The organism is Pseudomonas saponiphila (genome assembly GCF_900105185.1).
Lineage (GTDB): Bacteria > Pseudomonadota > Gammaproteobacteria > Pseudomonadales > Pseudomonadaceae > Aquipseudomonas > Aquipseudomonas saponiphila.
Window position 1 is genome coordinate 168,524 of the sequence record NZ_FNTJ01000001.1, and the last position, 18,498, is coordinate 187,021.

12 protein-coding genes are annotated in these 18,498 nt (G+C 63.8%); 10 read left to right on the forward strand and 2 right to left on the reverse strand.

What is annotated here, in order from left to right; translation table 11 throughout:
- Positions 1–19: 19 nt before the first annotated feature.
- Together BLV47_RS00855 and BLV47_RS00860 are read left to right on the forward strand one after the other, a co-directional pair.
- The gene (locus BLV47_RS00855) at positions 20–5,908 is read left to right on the forward strand and encodes an Hpt domain-containing protein (RefSeq protein WP_092308831.1); all 5,889 of its coding nucleotides are present in this window, start codon (positions 20–22) and stop codon (positions 5,906–5,908) included.
- Positions 5,901–6,359, forward strand: a complete 459-nt coding sequence (locus BLV47_RS00860; protein WP_092308834.1) for a chemotaxis protein CheW — start codon at positions 5,901–5,903, stop codon at positions 6,357–6,359. The genes BLV47_RS00855 and BLV47_RS00860 overlap by 8 nt, the downstream gene beginning before the upstream one ends.
- A gap of 78 nt (positions 6,360–6,437) precedes the next feature.
- Here the strand turns inward: BLV47_RS00860 and BLV47_RS00865 are convergent, their stop codons facing one another.
- Positions 6,438–6,998: an NADAR family protein gene (locus BLV47_RS00865; protein ID WP_092308837.1), complete on the reverse strand. Its 561-nt coding sequence runs from the start codon at positions 6,996–6,998 to the stop codon at positions 6,438–6,440.
- Between BLV47_RS00865 and BLV47_RS35175 the strand changes: the two genes are divergently transcribed.
- The 8 genes from BLV47_RS35175 to BLV47_RS00900 all read left to right on the forward strand — a co-directional run bounded on the left by BLV47_RS35175 (position 6,997) and on the right by BLV47_RS00900 (position 17,425).
- Positions 6,997–7,302, forward strand: a complete 306-nt coding sequence (locus tag BLV47_RS35175) for a hypothetical protein (protein WP_143038225.1) — start codon at positions 6,997–6,999, stop codon at positions 7,300–7,302. The genes BLV47_RS00865 and BLV47_RS35175 overlap by 2 nt on opposite strands.
- 88 nt (positions 7,303–7,390) lie before the next feature.
- Complete coding sequence (locus BLV47_RS00870; RefSeq protein WP_047305413.1) at positions 7,391–7,909, forward strand: Hcp family type VI secretion system effector; 519 nt, start codon at positions 7,391–7,393, stop codon at positions 7,907–7,909.
- 96 nt (positions 7,910–8,005) lie between these two features.
- Positions 8,006–10,042: a type VI secretion system Vgr family protein gene (locus BLV47_RS00875; RefSeq protein ID WP_092308840.1), complete on the forward strand. Its 2,037-nt coding sequence runs from the start codon at positions 8,006–8,008 to the stop codon at positions 10,040–10,042.
- Positions 10,043–10,228: 186 nt separating this feature from the next.
- Positions 10,229–11,914: an IS21 family transposase gene (gene istA / locus BLV47_RS00880; protein ID WP_062838241.1), complete on the forward strand. Its 1,686-nt coding sequence runs from the start codon at positions 10,229–10,231 to the stop codon at positions 11,912–11,914.
- Positions 11,802–12,551, forward strand: coding sequence for an IS21-like element IS1474 family helper ATPase IstB (istB, locus tag BLV47_RS00885; protein ID WP_062838242.1), 750 nt, complete (start codon positions 11,802–11,804; stop codon positions 12,549–12,551). The genes istA and istB overlap by 113 nt, the downstream gene beginning before the upstream one ends.
- A gap of 171 nt (positions 12,552–12,722) precedes the next feature.
- Positions 12,723–13,556: a DUF4123 domain-containing protein gene (locus BLV47_RS00890; RefSeq protein ID WP_092308843.1), complete on the forward strand. Its 834-nt coding sequence runs from the start codon at positions 12,723–12,725 to the stop codon at positions 13,554–13,556.
- 94 nt (positions 13,557–13,650) lie between these two features.
- Positions 13,651–16,587 carry a hypothetical protein gene (locus BLV47_RS00895; protein ID WP_092308846.1) on the forward strand — a complete coding sequence of 979 codons (2,937 nt, stop codon included), beginning with the start codon at positions 13,651–13,653 and terminating at the stop codon, positions 16,585–16,587.
- Positions 16,580–17,425, forward strand: a complete 846-nt coding sequence (locus tag BLV47_RS00900; RefSeq protein ID WP_244168831.1) for a tetratricopeptide repeat protein — start codon at positions 16,580–16,582, stop codon at positions 17,423–17,425. The genes BLV47_RS00895 and BLV47_RS00900 overlap by 8 nt, the downstream gene beginning before the upstream one ends.
- Positions 17,426–18,044: 619 nt before the next feature.
- Here BLV47_RS00900 and BLV47_RS00905 read toward each other — a convergent pair.
- The gene (locus tag BLV47_RS00905; protein WP_092308849.1) at positions 18,045–18,305 is read right to left on the reverse strand and encodes a hypothetical protein; all 261 of its coding nucleotides are present in this window, start codon (positions 18,303–18,305) and stop codon (positions 18,045–18,047) included.
- Between the last annotated feature and the right edge of the window lie 193 nt (positions 18,306–18,498).

Sequence of the window (18,498 nt, forward strand, 5' to 3'; positions counted from 1 at the left end):
GGCTTTGACGGGAGTGGTGATGGTGGACCGGCATGACTATGTGGCCCTGGAATGGGTCAAGGGCGAAATTGCCGAAACCTTGAAGCAGGCGCATCAGGCGTTGGAACACCTGGCGGATGACCCCCAGGACCCGGATGCCCTCGGCCAGTGCCAGGCGGGGATCCACCAGGTCCATGGCAGCCTGCAGATGGTGGAGTTCTACGGTGCCGCGCTGCTGGCCGAGGAAATGGAAAAGCTCGCCCAGGCCCTGCAGCAGAACCGCGTGGCCCAGCGCGACGAAGCCCTGCGCCTGCTGCGCCAGGCCATCGGCCAACTGCCCCAGTACCTGGACCGGGTGCAGAGTGCCCGCCGCGACCTGCCCCTGGTGGTGCTGCCGCTGCTCAACGATCTACGCAGTGCCCGGGGCGAAGGCCTGCTCTCGGAAACCAGCCTGTTCAGCCCGCAACTGCCCAGCCTGCCGCCCCTGTCCGACAAGGCCCTGGCGGCTCTGGAGCCGCTGGAGTTTCCCACCCAGATGCGCAAGTTGCGGCACCTGCTGCAAACCGCGCTGGTGGACCTGCTGCGCGAGCAGGACGCCGAACACTGCCTGGGCCACATGGCCAAGGTCTTCGAACGCCTGGAGGCGCTGTGCCAGGACGCGCCGCTAGCGCCCTTGTGGCACATCGCCTCGGCCCTGGTGGAAGGCATGCGCCAGGGTGTGATCGCCAACAGCCCGGCGGTGCGCAGCCTGCTCAAGGACGCCGACAAGGAACTCAAGCGCCTGCTGGAACAGGGCATGCCCGGGATCAACCAGGCCGCGCCCGATGAGTTGCTCAAGAGCCTGCTGTTCTACATCGCCAAGGCGCGCCATCCCACCCCATTGATGCTGACCATGAAAGAACGTTACGGACTGGACGACGCGCTGCCCGACAGCGCGGTGGTGGACGAGGAACGGGCCCGCCTGGCCGGGCCCGACCGCGATGCCATGCGCTCGGTGCTGACCGCGGTGTGCGACGGCCTGGTGCGGGTCAAGGAGCGCCTCGACCTGTTCGTGCGCAGCGACCGCCAGCATACCGGTGACCTGGACAGCCTGTTGTCGCCCTTGCGGCAGATCGCCGACACCCTGGCGGTGCTGGGTTTCGGCCAGCCACGCAAGGTGATCATCGACCAGTTGGCGGTGGTCCAGAGCCTGGTCCAGGGCCAGCGCGCGCCGGACGACGCGGTGTTGATGGATGTGGCCGGGGCCTTGTTGTATGTCGAGGCGACCCTGGCCGGGATGGTCGGCACCGTGGAGCCGGAAAGTCCCGAGGACAGCCGCCTGCCCACCACCGACCTGACCCAGATCCATCAGTTGGTGATTCAGGAAGCCCTGGTCTGCCTGCGTCAGGCCAAGGACCTGATCGGCGAGTGCATCGAGGCCGACTGGGAACGCGAGCAACTGGTGTCGGTGCCCGAGCTGCTGACCCAAGTGCGCGGCGCGCTGGCGATGATCCCGCTGCCCCGTGCCGCGAGCCTGATGGAGGCTTGCAATCGCTTCATCACGCAACAGCTGCTGCTGGATTTGCCCCGGCCGGACTGGCGGCAGCTGGATCACCTGGCGGATGTGATCACCAGCCTGGAGTACTACCTGGAGCGCTTGAAGGAGGATCACCAGGCGCCGGGGGAGAAGTTTCTCGACCTGGCGGAACAGGGCCTGACGGCCCTGGGACATGCCCCCGTGGCGCAAGCGCCATTGCCGGAGCGGCCTCCGAGCGCTGGCGAGGCGCTGCCGGTGTCCCAGGCGGCGGACGAGCCCCGGCCGGCCCAGTCTCTGGCCGATGCGCTGGCAGCCCCGGTGTCGGCCCTCAACCCGCCGGCCCTGATCACCCCCGGCAGCCTGCTGCCACCGCCGGTGGACGAAGAGCCGGTCGACGATGAGCTGCGGGAAGTCTTCCTCGAAGAAACCGAGGAAGTGCTCGACGTGCTCCGCGAATACCTGCCGCGCTGGACGGCTGAGCCCCAGGGCCAGGCCGCCCTGAGCGAGCTGCGTCGGGCCTTTCACACCCTCAAGGGCAGCGGGCGCATGGTGCGTGCCCTGGTTCTGGGGGAGCTGGCCTGGGCCGTGGAAAACCTGCTCAACCGGGTGCTGGAGCACAGCCTTGCCCCCAGCGCCGAAGTCCGCCAACTGGTGGCCGACACCCTGCAACTGCTGCCGGAGCTGATCGGCGAATTCGCTGCCCGGGCCCAGCGCCAGCGCGATGATGTCGACCGCCTGGCCGCCCGCGCCCATGCCCTGGCCAAAGGTGCCGAGGTCGGCGCCGCTCCTGAAGGCCAGGCCCTGGACCCGCAGTTGCTGGAGATCTTCCGCGCCGAAGCCCAGACCCACCTGGACAGCATCCAGCTCTTTCTCGAACGGGCCGCCGAGCACCTGCCGCTGCAGGCCAGCGATGAACTGCAGCGGGCCTTGCATACCCTCAAGGGCAGCGCCTCCATGGCCGGGGTGCTGCCGATGGCCGAGCTGGCCGGGCCCTTCGATCAACTGGCCCGGGAATACCGGGCCCACCTGATTCCCCTGGACCTGGACGAAGTCGAGCTGCTGCTGGAAGCCGAAGGCCTGCTGCGTCGTGGGTTGCGGCAACTGGACAGCGATCCGCTGGCGCCCATCGACGGTGCCCGCTCGCTGGTGGGGCGCGCCCTGGCACTGCTCGGCGAACGCCTGGACAGCCTGCTCAACGCCCCGGACGCGGCGCCCCGGGCCAAGCGCGATCCTCAGTTGATCAGCAACTTCCTGGCCCAGGGCATGGACATCCTGCTGGACGCCGACAGCCTGCTGCGGCGCTGGCAGCAGCACCCCGGCGAGCGCCAGGAACTCAGTGCCTTGCTGGACGAACTGACCACCCTCGGTGAAGGCGCGCACCTGGCCGACCTGCACCCGGTGGATGAACTCTGCGAAGCCCTGCTCGACCTCTACGGCGCGGTGGAGGAGAGTAGCCTGGCGGTCAGCGAGCGCTTCTTCCACGAGGCGGAAAGCGCCCACGAGGCGTTACTCAACATGCTCGACGAACTGGCCGCAGGCCAGGAAGTCAGCCCCTGTGCGGAGCGCGTTCAGGCCCTGCGCGATTTGCTGCACGAAGGCCTGGATCCGGGTGCCACCGGCCTGATCAAGAGCGATGGCAGTCGAGCCTTGAGCATCAGTGAACTGGGAGCGGCCACCGCGCGCCTGGCGCAGACGGACGCAGACACGGAGATTGTCGACATCTTCCTCGAAGAGGCGGTGGACCTCCTGGAAAGCGCCGATCAGGCCCTGCAACGGTGGTTGGCGGACCCGGAAAACGGCGCGCCGCTGTCCTCCCTGCAACGGGACCTGCACACCCTCAAGGGAGGGGCGCGGATGGCCGAAGTGACGCCAGTGGCGGAGCTGGCCCAGGAGCTGGAGTCGCTGTACGAGGGCCTGGTGGACCGGCGCTACAGCTACAGCCAGCACCTGGGCCTGCTGTTGCGCGGCAGTCATGAACAACTGGCGTTGCTGCTGCATCAACTGCAGAGCGCACGGCCCCTGGACGATTCCCGGGCTCAGGTCGAAGCCGTGCGCGCCTACCGGCAGCAGGCGGCCAGCCCCGCCGACACGGCCGAGAGCGCGCCCTCCCAGGACAGCTCGGCCCAGGATCCGGAGCTGCTGGAGATCTTCCTCGAAGAAGGCTTCGACATCATCGACAGTTCCGCCGCGGCCCTGGCCCGCTGGCAGGCCGACCCCCAGGCGCGCCAGGAAGTGGAAACCCTGCTGCGCGACCTGCACACCCTCAAGGGTGGGGCGCGGATGGTGGAAATCGCCCCCATCGGTGACCTGGCCCATGAGCTGGAGTTTCTCTTCGAAGGCTTGTCCGCCGGGCTGCTGCAACCCAGCCCGGCGTTGTTCACCCTGCTGCAGAAAAGCCACGACCGCCTGGCGCAGATGCTCGATGCGGCCCGCGCCGGGCAACCCATCGAGCCGGCACAGAAGCTGCTCGAAGCGATCCACGACCTGAGCCACCCGCGCGTGCCGACCGGCCCTGGGGTGCCAGCGCCGTTGCCGGCGGGCAAGCCGGAACCGGCGGCCGCCGCGGAGGCCGCGGTGGCGGGCGACATGGTCAAGGTGTCGGCGGAACTGCTGGACGATCTGGTGAACCTGGCCGGGGAGACTTCGATCTTCCGGGGGCGCATCGAGCAGCAGGTCAACGATGCCCGGGTGGCCCTCGGCGAAATGGAAACCACCATCGAACGCATGCGTGACCAACTGCGGCGCCTGGACACCGAAACCCAGGGGCGCATCCTCAGTCGCCAGCAAGTGGAGGCCGAGCGCCTGGGCTACGAGGAGTTCGACCCGCTGGAAATGGACCGGCATTCGCAGTTGCAGCAGTTGTCCCGGGCCCTGTTCGAGTCGGCCTCGGACCTGCTGGACCTCAAGGAAACCCTCGACCGGCGCAACCACGACGCCGAGAACCTGTTGCAGCAGCAGGGACGGATCAACACCGAGTTGCAAGAAGGCCTGATGCGCACGCGCATGGTGCCTTTCGAGCGCATGGTGCCCAGGCTCAAGCGCATCGTGCGCCAGGTGGCCGAAGAGCTGGGCAAGGACGTGGAGTTCGTGGTGGGCAACGCCGAAGGGGAAATGGACCGCAACGTTCTCGAACGCATGGTCGCGCCCCTGGAGCACATGTTGCGCAATGCCGTGGATCACGGCCTGGAGGCCGCCGACGTGCGCCGCGCCGCGGGCAAGCCGCCCCGGGGGCGGATCAGCCTCGACCTGTCCCGGGAAGGCGGCGACATCATCTTCGACATGCGCGACGACGGCGCCGGGGTGCCCCTGGAAGCCGTGCGCGCCAAGGCCATCAAGCGCGGCCTGCTGGATCCCCAGGCGCAGATCAGCGACCGCGAAGTGCTGCAATTCATCATGCAGCCGGGGTTTTCCACCGCCGAGAAAATCACCCAGATTTCCGGACGCGGGGTGGGCATGGACGTGGTCCATGAAGAGGTGCGGCAGCTGGGCGGCAGCATGAGCATCGACTCGATTGCCGGCCAGGGCGTGCATTTTCGCATTCGCCTGCCCTTCACCGTCTCGGTCAACCGGGCGTTGATGGTGCAGTGCGCCGATGAGCAATACGCGATTCCGCTGAACACCGTCGAAGGCATCGTCCGAGTCCTGCCCGGGGAACTGGACGGCTATTACCAGCTCGACCCGCCGCGCTATGAATACGCGGGGCAGGTGTATGACCTGTGCTACCTGGGGGAGTTGCTGCACACCGTGCCGCGCCCGAAACTGCTGGGCCAGGTGCTGCCGCTGCCGGTGCTGCTGGTGCACTGCAACGAACAGCGCATTGCCGTGCAGGTGGATGTCACGGCCGGCACCCGGGAAATCGTGGTCAAGAGCCTGGGGCCGCAGTTCGCGGCGGTGCAGGGGCTGTCGGGGGCGACCATTCTCGGCGACGGCCGGGTGGTGCTGATTCTTGATCTGCTGGCGCACATCCGCGCGTTGCAGCTCCAGGCACCGCGTCCGGGGCCGAGCGGTGAGGCCGCGGCCGCCGAAGTCCAGTTGCCCCGGCCGATGCTGGTGCTGGTGGTGGACGACTCGGTCACCGTGCGCAAGGTCACCAGCCGTCTGCTGGAGCGTCATGGCATGAACGTGCTCACCGCCAAGGATGGGGTCGACGCCATGACGCTGTTGGCCGAGCACACCCCGGACCTGATGCTGCTGGACATCGAGATGCCGCGCATGGACGGCTTCGAAGTGGCGATCCAGGTACGCAACGACCCGCGCCTGCAGCACTTGCCGATCATCATGATCACCTCCCGTACCGGGCAGAAACACCGCGACCGGGCCATGGCCATCGGGGTCAACGATTACCTCGGCAAGCCCTATCAAGAATCGGTGCTGCTGGAAAGCATCGCCCTGTGGAGCAAGCCCCATGCTTGAGCACCGCGCCAGCACCCTGACCGGCCTGTTGCTGCCCCTGGCGGACCGCACCCTGATCCTGCCCAACGTGGCGGTGGCCGAGTTGATCGACTATCAGCAGGGCAGCTTCGACCTGGATTCGCCGCCCTGGTACCTGGGCCGGGTGCTGTGGCGCGAGCGGTGGATTGCGCTGATCAGCTTCGAGTCGGCCTGTGGCGGCAAGACGGTGATCGGCGAGCGGGCGCGGATTGTCGTGCTCAACGCCCTGGGCGGGCGCCCGGAGCTGAAGTTCATGGCCCTGCTGGTGCAGGGCATTCCCCGTTCCTGCAAGCTCGACAGCCAGTTGAGTTATGTCGATGTGCCGTTGGCGCCCCTGGAGAAGGCCGCGGTGCAGGTGGCCGAGCAAGTAGCCAAGGTGCCGGATCTGTTGGCGCTGGAGGAGTTGCTGGTGGAGGCGGGGCTGTTGTCCTAGGCGTTTTTTCGCCGGCGAGCCGGTTGCGTGCAATACGCGCGCGTTGGTAGAGGCTGGCGTGCCGGCGAAAGCTGCGCCTCAGGCACCGCGCAACCTGTCGCGCACTTCCATCAAGGCATACCCCAGCAGGTTCAGGCCGCGCCATTGCTCCGGCCGGCTGGCCCTGGCATCGTCCGCCGCCAGGCCAATGCCCCAGATCCGGTCCACCGGGCTGGCTTCCACCAGCACCTGATCGCGGGTGGATAGCAGGTATTGCCCCAGGGCCGGGTGCTGGCTGAACTTGGCCAGGTTGCCTTGCACCACGATCTCGAAACGTGCCTCGGACCAACGGGCGTCATCGAAGCCGCGCACTTCGCGGCCCAACTGTTTGACGTCCGCCGGGGTGGTCGCCTTGAGGATCCGTTCGTGGGTTTCCCGGTCATCGAACAGCAGGGCCTTGCCAGCCATCATGAAATGCTCGGCGCTGGGGTAGTGAATGCCTTCCAGCTCGAACCCCTTGGCGAACCACTGGCTGAAGCAGCTCGGGGAGAGGCGTCCGTCCCGGGTCGGCTGGTGGCCCCAGAACATCAGGTAGTCGGGCGCAAGGCCGTGCTTGATCTGTTCCAGCAGTGCCTGGTTCGAGCGAATCGGTGTGTCCATGCTGACTCTCATCATTGTCTGTTCAGGCCATTGGCTGGCCGGTCCGGCGCGCATTGTGGACCCAGAAGGCGGCCGGATGCCAATCCTGTGGATAACCCCGCAACTGCGCAACATGTTGCGCAGCTATCTGTGGATAAGCCTGTGCATAGGTCTCGGTAATGGCGTTGCTGCATGGCCTGCTTCAAGGTGCGCAAGATCTTGCGCAGCACTGCGCAACATGTTGCGCAGTTTTCCCGGTATTTCCTCGAAAAACGCCGCCAACCACGGTGGAAAACTCGATAACTTGCTGATTCAAAACAACTAATCAGCGGCTGGCACAGACCTTGTACTCACTTCTGCACCCCACGGCCGCCTGGCCGGGGTTTCTTTAGTGATTTGCAAGGAGAGCATGCATGGCAACGCCAGCGTATATGTCCGTCACCGGCACCAAACAGGGCCTGATCACCGCCGGGGCCTTTACCGCCGATTCCGTGGGCAACACCTACCAGGAAGGTCATGAAGACCAGGTCATGGTCCAGGGCTTCCAGCACGAAGTGATCATTCCCCGCGATCCGCAGTCCGGCCAGCCCACCGGCCAGCGCGTGCACAAGCCGGTGATCATCACCAAGGTCTTCGACAAGGCTTCGCCACTGCTGCTGGCGGCGCTGACCTCGGGCGAGCGCCTGACCGAGATCGTCATCCAGTGGTATCGCACCTCCGCCGCCGGCACCCAGGAGCACTACTACACCACCACCCTTGAGGACGCGATCATCGTCGACATCAAGGACTACATGCACAACTGCCAGGATCCGGGCAACGCCCACTTCACCCACCTGGAAGACGTGCACTTCACCTACCGCAAGATCACCTGGACCCACGAAGTCTCCGGCACTTCCGGCTCCGACGACTGGCGGACCCCGGTCACCGGCTAAGGAAGGCCGCTCGACCCTTACCGCGCCCTGGCCAGCCCCGCTGGCCCGGGCCCTTATTGACTCAGCAGTTGCACTGCCCGCATCGAGGCACAGGGAATGTTCGCCGCCGCCGACCAGACGCATTTCAGCCTGACCCTGGAGGGTCGCCACCACGACTTTCAAGTGCTCGGCCTGCAGGGCCGGGAACGCATCAGCCGGCCCTTTGCCTTCGACCTGGAGCTGGTCAGCGAACGCTCCAACCTGGACCTGGACGCGCTGTTGCATACCCCGGCCTTCCTGCAACTGGCGGCCGATGGCAGCGGCATTCACGGGCAGATCCAGCGCATCGCCCAAGGCGACCGCGGCCGGCGCCTGAGCCACTACCAGATCACCCTCGGCCCACGCCTGGCCTACCTCGGCCTGCGCATCAACCAACGGATCTTCCAGCACCTGAGCGTGCCGCAGATCATCGCCCAGGTGCTGGAAGAACACGGCATCCTCGGCAACGACTACCACTTCCACCTCGCCGGCCCCTATCCGGAGCGTGAGTACTGCGTGCAGTACGACGAATCGGACCTGCGCTTCATCCAGCGCCTGTGCGAGGAAGAGGGCCTGCACTACCACTTTCAGCACAGCCGCGAAGGGCACCGACTGGTGTTCGGCGAAGACCAGACGGTGTTCCGCAAACTGGCCCCGGTGGCCTACCGGCAAGACTCCGGGCTGGTGGCCAGCGAGCCGGTGATCAAGCGCTTCGAACTGCGCTTCGAGGCGCGCCCCAGCCGCACCACGCGCCGCGACTACGACTTCGAAAAACCGCGCCTGCAGATGCAGGGAGCGGCCAAACCGCAAGAGCCAAAGGCCGAACCGGACCTCGAAGACTACGCCTACCCCGGGCGCTTCACCGACCGCGAGCGCGGCAAGCATCTGGCCAGGCGCGCCTTGGAGCGGCACCGCAGCGACTACCGCCAGGCCAGCGGCCACAGCGACCAGCCGAGCCTGCGCAGCGGGCATTTCCTGCCCTTGAGCGAACACCCCCAGCCGGCCTGGAACGACCTGTGGCTACTGACCGAAGTGCTCCACGAAGGCAAACAGCCGCAGGTGCTGGAGGAATCCATCACCAGCGACACCCGGGCCGGACCAGGCTTTCATCAGGGCTACCGCAACCGCTTCATCGCCACCCCCTGGGAGGTGCCCCATCGCCCGCCCCTGGAACACCCCAAGCCGCGGATTCTCGGCAGCCAGAGCGCCAAGGTCACCGGCCCCGAGGACGAGGAAATCCACACCGACGCCCACGGCCGGGTCAAGGTGCAGTTCCATTGGGACCGCGAGGGCCAGGGCAATGACAAGAGCAGCTGCTGGCTACGGGTGTCCTCGGCCTGGGCCGGTGCCTGGTACGGCGCCATCGCCATCCCTCGGGTGGGCATGGAAGTGCTGGTGACCTTCCTCGAAGGCGACCCCGACCAGCCCCTGATCACCGGCTGCCTGTACCACAAGGAAAACGTCGTTCCCTACCCGCTGCCAGCGCACAAGACCCGCAGCACCTTCAAGACCCTGAGCTCTCCCGGTGGCGGCGGCTTCAACGAACTGCGCATCGAAGACAAAAAAGGTGCGGAACAGATCTTCATCCATGCCCAGCGCGACTGGGACGAACACATCGAGCACGACCAGAAAATCCGCGTCGGCCACCAGCGCCACGACAGGGTAGAAGCCAACAGCTACAGCGAATTCAAGGCCGAAGAACACCACACCGTGCATGGCGACCGCAAAGTCGAAGCCCGCGTCAGTGATCACCTGAGCATCGCCGGCAGCCAGCACCTGCAACTGGGCAACGGCCTGTTCATCGAAGCTGGCCAGGAAATCCACCTGTCCAGCGGCCTGAAAGTGGTGCTCGAAGCCGGCAGCGAACTGACCCTCAAGGGCGGCGGCAGCTGGATCAGGATCGACGCCAGCGGAGTGGCCCTGAGCGGCGCCCTGGTCAATAACAACTCCGGCGGCAGCCCGGGCAGTGGCAGTGGCGCGGCGCCGTTGTTGCCGGGGCCGTTGCAGGCGGCGGATGGGGATAAGCCGGGAAGTCTGCCGGCCTCTGCGCTGCTCAATCCGTTTCTACGCAAAAGCTGCGGATTTCGGAGCACCGTGACCGGCCGTTTCGGTTGATCGTGACCGGTCATTTCGCTAACGCGTGACCGCTCATTTCGGTAGCAACGTGACCGATTTTCCGCCTGTTCCGAAACAGGTGGTCACGGCTTACCGAAATCGCCGGTCACGACTTAGCGAAAGCCTTCCCCTTCGTTGCGCATGACCTGATGCGCCGCCATCCTCGACCGATTTCGGGAGAGGAAGATGGCGGCGCCGCGAGTAGCCATGCGAAACATCAAAGAATGTCTGCGCCTCAAGTTTGAGGCCGGCTTGTCCCACGAGAAGATTGCCCGTGCCTTGCAGCTGTCCAAGGGCGTGGTTAGCAAGTACATCGCGGCGGCGCGGGTGGCCGGGCTGGACTGGCCGGCGCTGGTGGCCATGGACGAGGCCGCGCTGGCGGCCGCCTTGTTTGCACCGACGTCGACGAACAAGCCGCGCGGTGAGCGAGTGCTGCCCGATGTGCTGAGCATCCACCGCGAGTTGCGACGCAAGGGCGTGACCTTGCAGCTGCTGTGGGAGGAATATCTCGCCGCGCATGCGGGCCAGCCGACCTACCGCTACACCCAGTTCGTCGAGCACTACCGGCGCTACGCCCAGACGCTCAAACGTTCGATGCGTCAGCTGCACCGTGCGGGCGAGAAGCTATTCATCGACTATGCCGGGCCGACGCTGCCGGTGGTCGACCCGGCCACCGGCGAAGTGCGCCGGGCGCACATCTTCGTCGCCGCCCTGGGCGCCTCGAATTACACCTATGCCTGCGCGACGCCAGGCGAAACCCAGGTGGACTGGCTGACCTCGCTGGGCCAGGCTCTGACCTACTTTGGCGGCGTGCCGGAAATGGTTGTGCCGGACAATCCGCGCGCCCTGGTCGCCCAGCCGGATCGCTACGAGCCGGGCCTGAACCGGGCCACGCTGGAGTGCGCGCGTCATTACCAGACGGTGATCCTGCCGGCACGGCCACGCAAGCCTCAGGACAAGGCCAAGGCCGAGGTGGCGGTGCAGGTGGTCGAGCGCTGGATCATGGCGCGGCTGCGCCATCGGCAGTTCTTCAGCCTGCATGCGCTTAACCAGGCCATCGCCGAGCTGCTGGAGGATCTGAATCGGCGCCCGTTCAAGCGGCTCGATGGCTGCCGGCGCGACTGGTTCGAGCGCCTGGATCGCCCGGCCTTGCGAGCGCTGCCGGTGCATCCCTACGAGGTCGCCACCTTCAAGCGCTGCAAGGTCAGCATCGACTACCACATCGAGGTCAATGGCAGCTTCTACAGCGTGCCCTCCGCCCTGGCCCGGCAGAACGTGGACGTGCGACTGACGGCACACACCCTGGAAGTGCTGCATGGCAACCGGCGGGTGGCCAGCCACCTGCTGCTGGGGCGACGCGGCGCTTACAGTACCCAGCGCGAGCACATGCCCGCGGCGCACCAGGCGCATCGCGAATGGACGCCACAACGCCTGCTCGACTGGGGCGCGCGGATCGGCCCCTACACGCGCCAACTGATCGATCACCAACTGACCCACAAGCCGCACCCGGAGATGGGCTACCGCGCCTGCCTCGGCCTGCTCTCGCTGGCCCGGCGCTATGGCAATGCACGCCTGGAAGCCGCTGCCGAACGTGCCGTACACCTGCGCGCCTTCACCGGGCGCAGCGTGCGCAACCTGCTCCAGCAAGGCCTGGATCAACAGCCGCTGCCCCAGCGTGCCGCCGAAACGACCTTACCCGGCGACCACGAGAACGTCCGTGGCGCCGACTACTACCAACCCCCGCAACAGGAGCTGTTCGATGATGCCGCAACACACCCTGAATCAACTGCACCAGCTACGCCTGGACGGCATGGCCCGCGCCCTGGAAGAGCAATGGACGCTGCCGGCCAGCCACAGCCTGAGCTTCGATGAACGCCTCGGCCTACTGCTCGACCGCGAACTGGCCTGGCGTGACAACCAGCGCCTGGTACGGCTGCGCAAGAAGGCCAAGCTCAAGTACGCCAACGCCTGCCTGGAAGATCTCGACCGCCGCACCGGACGCGCCCTGGACGAGCGTCTGATCGCCACCCTGGCCAGTGGCGACTGGATCCGCCAGCAGCACAACCTGCTGCTGACCGGCCCGACCGGTGCCGGCAAAACCTGGCTGGCCTGCGCCCTGGGCAACCAGGCCTGCCGCCAGGGCTATAGCACCCTGTACCTGCGCACCCCGCGCCTGCTGGAACAACTGCGCATCGCTCATGGCGACGGCAGCTTCGGCCGTACCCTGCAACAGCTGGCAAAGGTCGACGTCCTGGTGCTGGACGACTGGGCGCTAGCCCCGCTGGAGGAAGGAGCCCGGCATGACCTGCTGGAGGTGATCGACGACCGCGCTGGCAGCCGCTCCACCATCCTGACGAGCCAACTGCCCATCGAGCACTGGCACGGCTGGATCAACGACCCGACCCTGGCCGATGCCATCCTCGACCGCCTGGTGCACAACGCCTACCGACTGACGATGAAAGGCGAGTCGCTGCGCCGAAAAAAAGCCGAGGAACAAGCCGCATCGTGACCGATGCGATTACAATCCAGAACCCGCGCAACCGGGGTGGAAGCACCGGTCACGTATTAGCGAAACGCTCGGTCACGTTCACCGAAATCCGCACAAAAGCCGACAGGGGCTGCCATTGATATCGACCTGCGGCCTGCAAACCAACGGTGTTTGCAAACGCGAGGATTGCACATGTCTACGTGGCTGAGTGAGTTCCTTAAACGACCGGTAACTGCGGAACCCTGGAGCCATGCGGGTAAGCGCCAGGTGTATTGCCTCATCGATAACGTGCGACAACCTCGTGTTCTGGAGCAGCTCTATCAACTGACCGGCGTGTCGCACATCGAACAGGTTTTTCAAGGCACTGCGTTTGCCGAGCTCAATCAGGTGAGCCCGCTTTGGTTGCACGTAGACGTGCAAAGCCCGGCGCTATCGGAGGTCGCGAGGCTCTGCCAGGCCCGCCGCTCCGGCGTCCTGTTGACCTCCAGCACTGACCCGTCCAAGGCACTGCAGCACGCCCGTCGCTTGCTGCAGATGCATAGCCCGACTCACGGTGCGGCCCTGGCGCGATTTTACGATCCGGCATTTTGGAGTGCGTTGGCGCTAACGACCGCCAGCCCATTCCTCTTTGGCCCCTGGGATAGCGTCTACACCCCACCGGCGCATCCCGACGACCGGATGTGGCGCGTCTGGGAGCAGACCGAGGTCGTCAGTGAGGTTTCCTATGATGCCGGCTACCCACTGCGCTTGCCTGACAGCACCCTGCCCGCTGCGGATGAAATCCGCTGGTGGTATTGGGTGCGTGCCTATCAAGCCGAAACAGCAGGCAGCCTGGCCGACGAACAACTGCCGCAAGTGCTGGCTAACCTGCGCCTGCTCGTGGAGCACGGGATTGATGAAGGACGACACCTGGGCCCTTTGCTTCCCCATCTGAGCCAACGCTCGCTCAAGGAGCAGCCTCGCCTGATGGAGGTGCTGCGCAGCGAATTACCGGCATTCGAGAAAATACAGCGATTGGAAATCTGACATGACAGGCACGTCTGAAGCGCAAGCGAATACTGACTCGGACTTCCCGATACAGCTCCCGGCTGATGGGTCGAGCGCAGCCGTAGACCCTGAGGTGAACTGCCGGGACACCCAGCCCGGTTGCAGCAAAAACTACCATGACATCATCTATGTCACCGGCCAGCGTCGATTCTGGTTATTGCCCAAGCGGGTCAAGGATCAGTTGCAGGAAAACATCCTGCTGCTGCGCCAACAGACCGTTGATACCGACAGGGCGGTGCGCATGAGCAGCATTGCCGAATCCGGCTTGCTGGACTATTTCATCACCCCTGGCCCTGAGGCTTTTCTCGAAGTCAGCGAAAGCGATACCGGCGAACGCCACCGTTATGAGCACAGCAAAGCCACGCTCCTCGAAGAATCGGACAAACAAGCCCAGTACCGTAGCGATTGGGATATCGCCAAGGCCAAGGGAGACAGCACGGCAGCCATGCAGGCCGAGCGCGCGCTGTTCCATAGCCAGCGTCGGGTCATAAAGCACCAGCAGAACATTGCCGAGCTGGATGAGATTGGCTATCGCCGTGCAGAGGCCCTCGGTTACAAACGTGAGAACGGCGTGTTCTACACCCCGCGCGCCTTGGAGGCCCGCGATGCGGTGGATGTCTATATCGCCGAACAACGCAAGGCGGTCGAGCGCGGTTTCACCCTGTTCGATCCCGGCAGCCGCAACATCGCGACGTACTGGGAGCACCTGCGAGACTACAAGAAGCTGCACGAAACACTCGTCAGCAACGGTGTGGTCGATGAGAGGGCGCTGCGCGGTGTCCGGGTCAATATCCTCAACCTTGAAGCGCCAATGCGCAGCTACCTGGATGCCATTGTCAACCTCGCCGAGTGCGGCATCGCCGTTCCCGAGTTTGCCCTCAGCCCGGATGATCAAAACCAAGGCAGCGAAGACTTCCAGGCCTACTGCAAACTCTTGGCCGAGCGCCGCGCCCTCGAAGTGCGTATAGAGGAGCGCTACGCGCACTGGGTGTCGGCCACAGCCGGTAACGTCGCGCCGCCCGGGGAGATTTTTACTGAACTGCAAGACCAGTGGCGTCGCTTGAACGAAGAGGCGCAACAGATCAAAGACGCCGCTGAGGCGCGGGTGCGAGATTTGCTGCCGCCGCGCCTGTTTCTCTGGGACCCGCAAAGCTATAGCCCCCAACCCATCGAGCGCCTGGTCAAGATGGACATTCCTCTGCGCGAATTCAGCAGCGCAGATGCCTTGGATGTGTTGAATCACATCAGCCTCAAGAACTTCGCCAAGCTGGGCATGGACGTACTCGGCGCAGCGTCCGGCGGCCTTAAGGTGTTGCCGAAGTCGATTGCCAAGCAAGCGGACGATGATCAGGTGTTCAGCGCCTGGCTGCAGCAGGAGGGCGCGCATGTGCTAGACGAAAAAGGCCCATGGTACGATGACAATGGCCTGTTTGTGCCCGAGCAGTTCTTTGCCGCCCTGGAGGCCAGTGGTTTTCAGGTTGAAAGCCTGCAAGCGCAGGATAAACGCCAGCGCTGGGGAGCCACCCTCAAGGCCATGGTTTTCGAGGATCGACAACTGCGCAACATGATGTTGTTCGACAACAGCACCCAGGCACAGCTGATACGTTGCCTGCTGCCGGCAGACCGTATGCAGCAGACCGCATTCAAGGTGCAAGGGCCGCAATGGAAAAAGGGCAAGGGCGCGCAGGTTCTCAGCGCCCAATTGACTCTGGATGTCGCCCTTTGGCGCGGTGAGATCAGCCTGTTCGATGTCGAGCTGCCCAAACGCAGCAACGCCCTAACCTTGACGCCCAGCTATATCGCTTACGACGGCAGCCGTAGAACCCTGGATTTAGGCCGACTATCGCTCAGCCTGAGCGCCAAGGCCTGGGGGTTTACCGGTGCCAGTCTGCTGCTGGCCCGCGACCTGACCCTGGACCAGGCAACCGGCTACACCAGCATCGCCGGGCTGGACATCGCCGAGAAGAAAGGCGAGCTGGGCAAGTTCAATCTGTTCGTCGGGGCGCAAGCCGGCTGCAAGCTCAGCGGCCAACTCTACTGGTATCCACCGGCCAGCGTGCTGCCCCCGGCTCCGGTCCCCCACCGCAGCCCGAACAACCCCTGGCTGCCCTTGGCCAAGCTCGACATTGAAGTGGCGGCCGGTGTGGGCGCCGGCCTCTCGGGCGAGCTGAAACTGCAACTGCATAAGGGCCGCTTCATCCTCTCCATCCAACGCTCGCTGATCTGGGGCGTGGGCCTCAAAGGCTATATGTCGTTCGAGATTGGCTACGAATGCGTGGGCCAACTGCTGGAGTTGGTGTGCCGGGAAATGGCCAGGAACCACTACAAAAACCTGGAGTGGATCGACAGAGACGCCTTGCAGTTGGTCAAGCAACTGGGTTTTCTGGGCGCCCTCAATATTGACGTGGGGTTTCTCTACCTGCGCGGTTACATGACGATCAAGGCCCTCTATCAGGCCCTGACCGACGGCGGCCGCGGCGGGCAGATCGCCTACACCTTGAAGCGGGGCAAAAACCAGAAAGTGATGCATGACTGGGTGCTGAACCTGCCACCCCAGGCGTTCGGCCCGCTGCTGATGGCGCTGATCAGCACCCCCCAGGCATTTACCATCAAAGAGGAAGGCAAGGACGCTGTGCGTTTCACCGAGGACGAAGCTTGGTTGTTGCAACAACAGGCCATTCACCAATGCCTGATCTGGATCTCGCGCAAGCCCGGCGCGCAACGTCAATTCGAGGATACGCTTATCTGTATGAACCGCGACGGGGTGCGCCCGGAGCAGGCAGGGCTGACCTACTGTGAAAATAGGGTACGGCTTGACTTGTTTATGGCTGAGCGAGTTTTGGTGCTTTTTAATGAGAACAACATTATGCGGGACCAATACCGTGAGTGTGCTGCCAACCTAGGGCGTCGACTGGACGGTTACTGCATCTCTGATCGCGTCTATAAGGGGCCGGCCTTTGCGCCGGTTCAAGCCATCAAGATTCGTTATGAGGGACCGAACATTGATTAAGCAGACTCTTATCGGCGCGCTATGCGCCCTGCTGCTTTCCACCAGCGCCATGGCCCAATTAACGGCGCCACAACAAGCCGCCCGCGATAAAGGCCTGGTGCTGTACCAGCAAAGTGACTGGTACGACTCCCAACCCCTGCTGCAAGTGGCCGCTGCGGCCGGTGATCGCACCGCGCAGTATTACCTGGCCGAAGCGATTCGCCTTAGCAGCAGCTACACCACTGTCGAAGCAAGGAAATGGTATGAGGCCGCCGCTGAGCAGGGCGATCTGTACGCCATGCTGCGCCTAAGCAGTAGCAGCGACCTGTGCCATCAAATGGGCACCTGCACCGGCAAAGCCGGTTCAGAGTGGCGGAAAACCGCCTTGAAACTAGCCCATGAGCGCGCCGAGCGGGGTGACACCGAAGCCATGATCGTGCTGTACATCGCCAAACAAGGCTTGGGATGGCTGGAAAAGGCCGCCGAAGGTGGAGACAGTTATGCGCAGAAAGTTCTGGCTGGCCGCTATCAAGATGGCGCGGGTTGGTTTGTCATTCCGGGCAATCGCCATAAGGCGGTTAAAAAATGGTTTAAGGCCTCGGCAGAGGGCGGCTATCCATTGGGGATGGCCATGTACGCGAACTATTTATTTGAAAATAACGGCAATAAAGCAGAGGTTGGATATTGGCTGAAAAGGTCCGCCGAAGGTGGCTATATATCTGCTGTAAGTACCTACGGTAGCAATTTGGCTCATACACCTAATGACCTTGATTACCCTCCAGATTTGATAAAAGGTTACGGATTGACTTATTTGATATCGAGGTTCGAAGGAGGGGGGCGGGTGGCGGAGCAGGGGTAGCCGACTTTGCCAAAGTTACTCTTATAGAAATATCCAAAAAATTGACTCCCGATGAAATAAAACAAGGTGTGGCTTTTGCAAAAGAGTGGGAGAGGACACACCCTCCACTTTCTTATTTTGTGCCTGTCTACGGATATTGATCTTTTACTTAAAAGAGTCGGATCAGCGGCCAATATATTGTCCTGTCCTACGAATTTCTTTCATCAATAAACGCCAAAATCAATAAGTATTCAACAATAAGTTAACTCACTGTTTCAGCTCGTATAAATGCCGATGATTGAGAACCTTGTTCATGAAGCACAATCCCTTATCGTTGGCCGAGGAAGAGATCCTCAAGCTGGAAGAGACCATTCAAAGGCAAAGATTGGCGTAGTGGCGATAGGGCGCAAACCTTGTTGCGGCTTGCTCGCGGTGACACCTCAAAAGTGGTGGCCAAAGCGCAGGGCAGTAGGCGCTCAAACGGTCTACGAACGTCGACAACAGTGCGCGCCCCGCTCAGGCCTGCTCCAAGAAGCTGTATGGCACCTGGATGGGCCCTTCGTCGACGCCTGCTGAGGGGAAAGACCAGGCCGCCGGTTGACCCCTAAAGAGGCCAACCGGGCAGGTTTGACCGAGGCCTTTACGCCTCCAGCCGCCATTGCAAGGCGTCCAGGGCATCGCAGCCGTCTTGCAGCAGCAGGTGGGCGGCGTTGACGAAGTGGTTCAGGTCACGCTCGTCGACGCCTTTGAGGCTCAGGCAGTTGAGGCTGTGCAGCAGGTCGCGCGAGGCTTTGATGCGTTGCACCGCGCCGCCGTGCAATTCAGCAGCCGGGGCGTTGCGGTCGAGGTGAAACACCGGGGTAGGGGTGAGATTGCTGTGTAGCGGGATGAAATCAGTCATAGCGCACCTCCGTGTTTTTTGAGGAGCTACTACCGTTTGCGGCTAAACAAAGAGGGTGGCAGCTGCACGCGGGTTAGCCGACCAGAGGAATTCACGGAACCTCCGGCACACCCGAAGGTGTCCCGCGCACAGCCGCCATAGCAAAATGCCAGGCGGCAAAAAGCGCCGGCATTATAGGCAAGCGCTTGTGCGT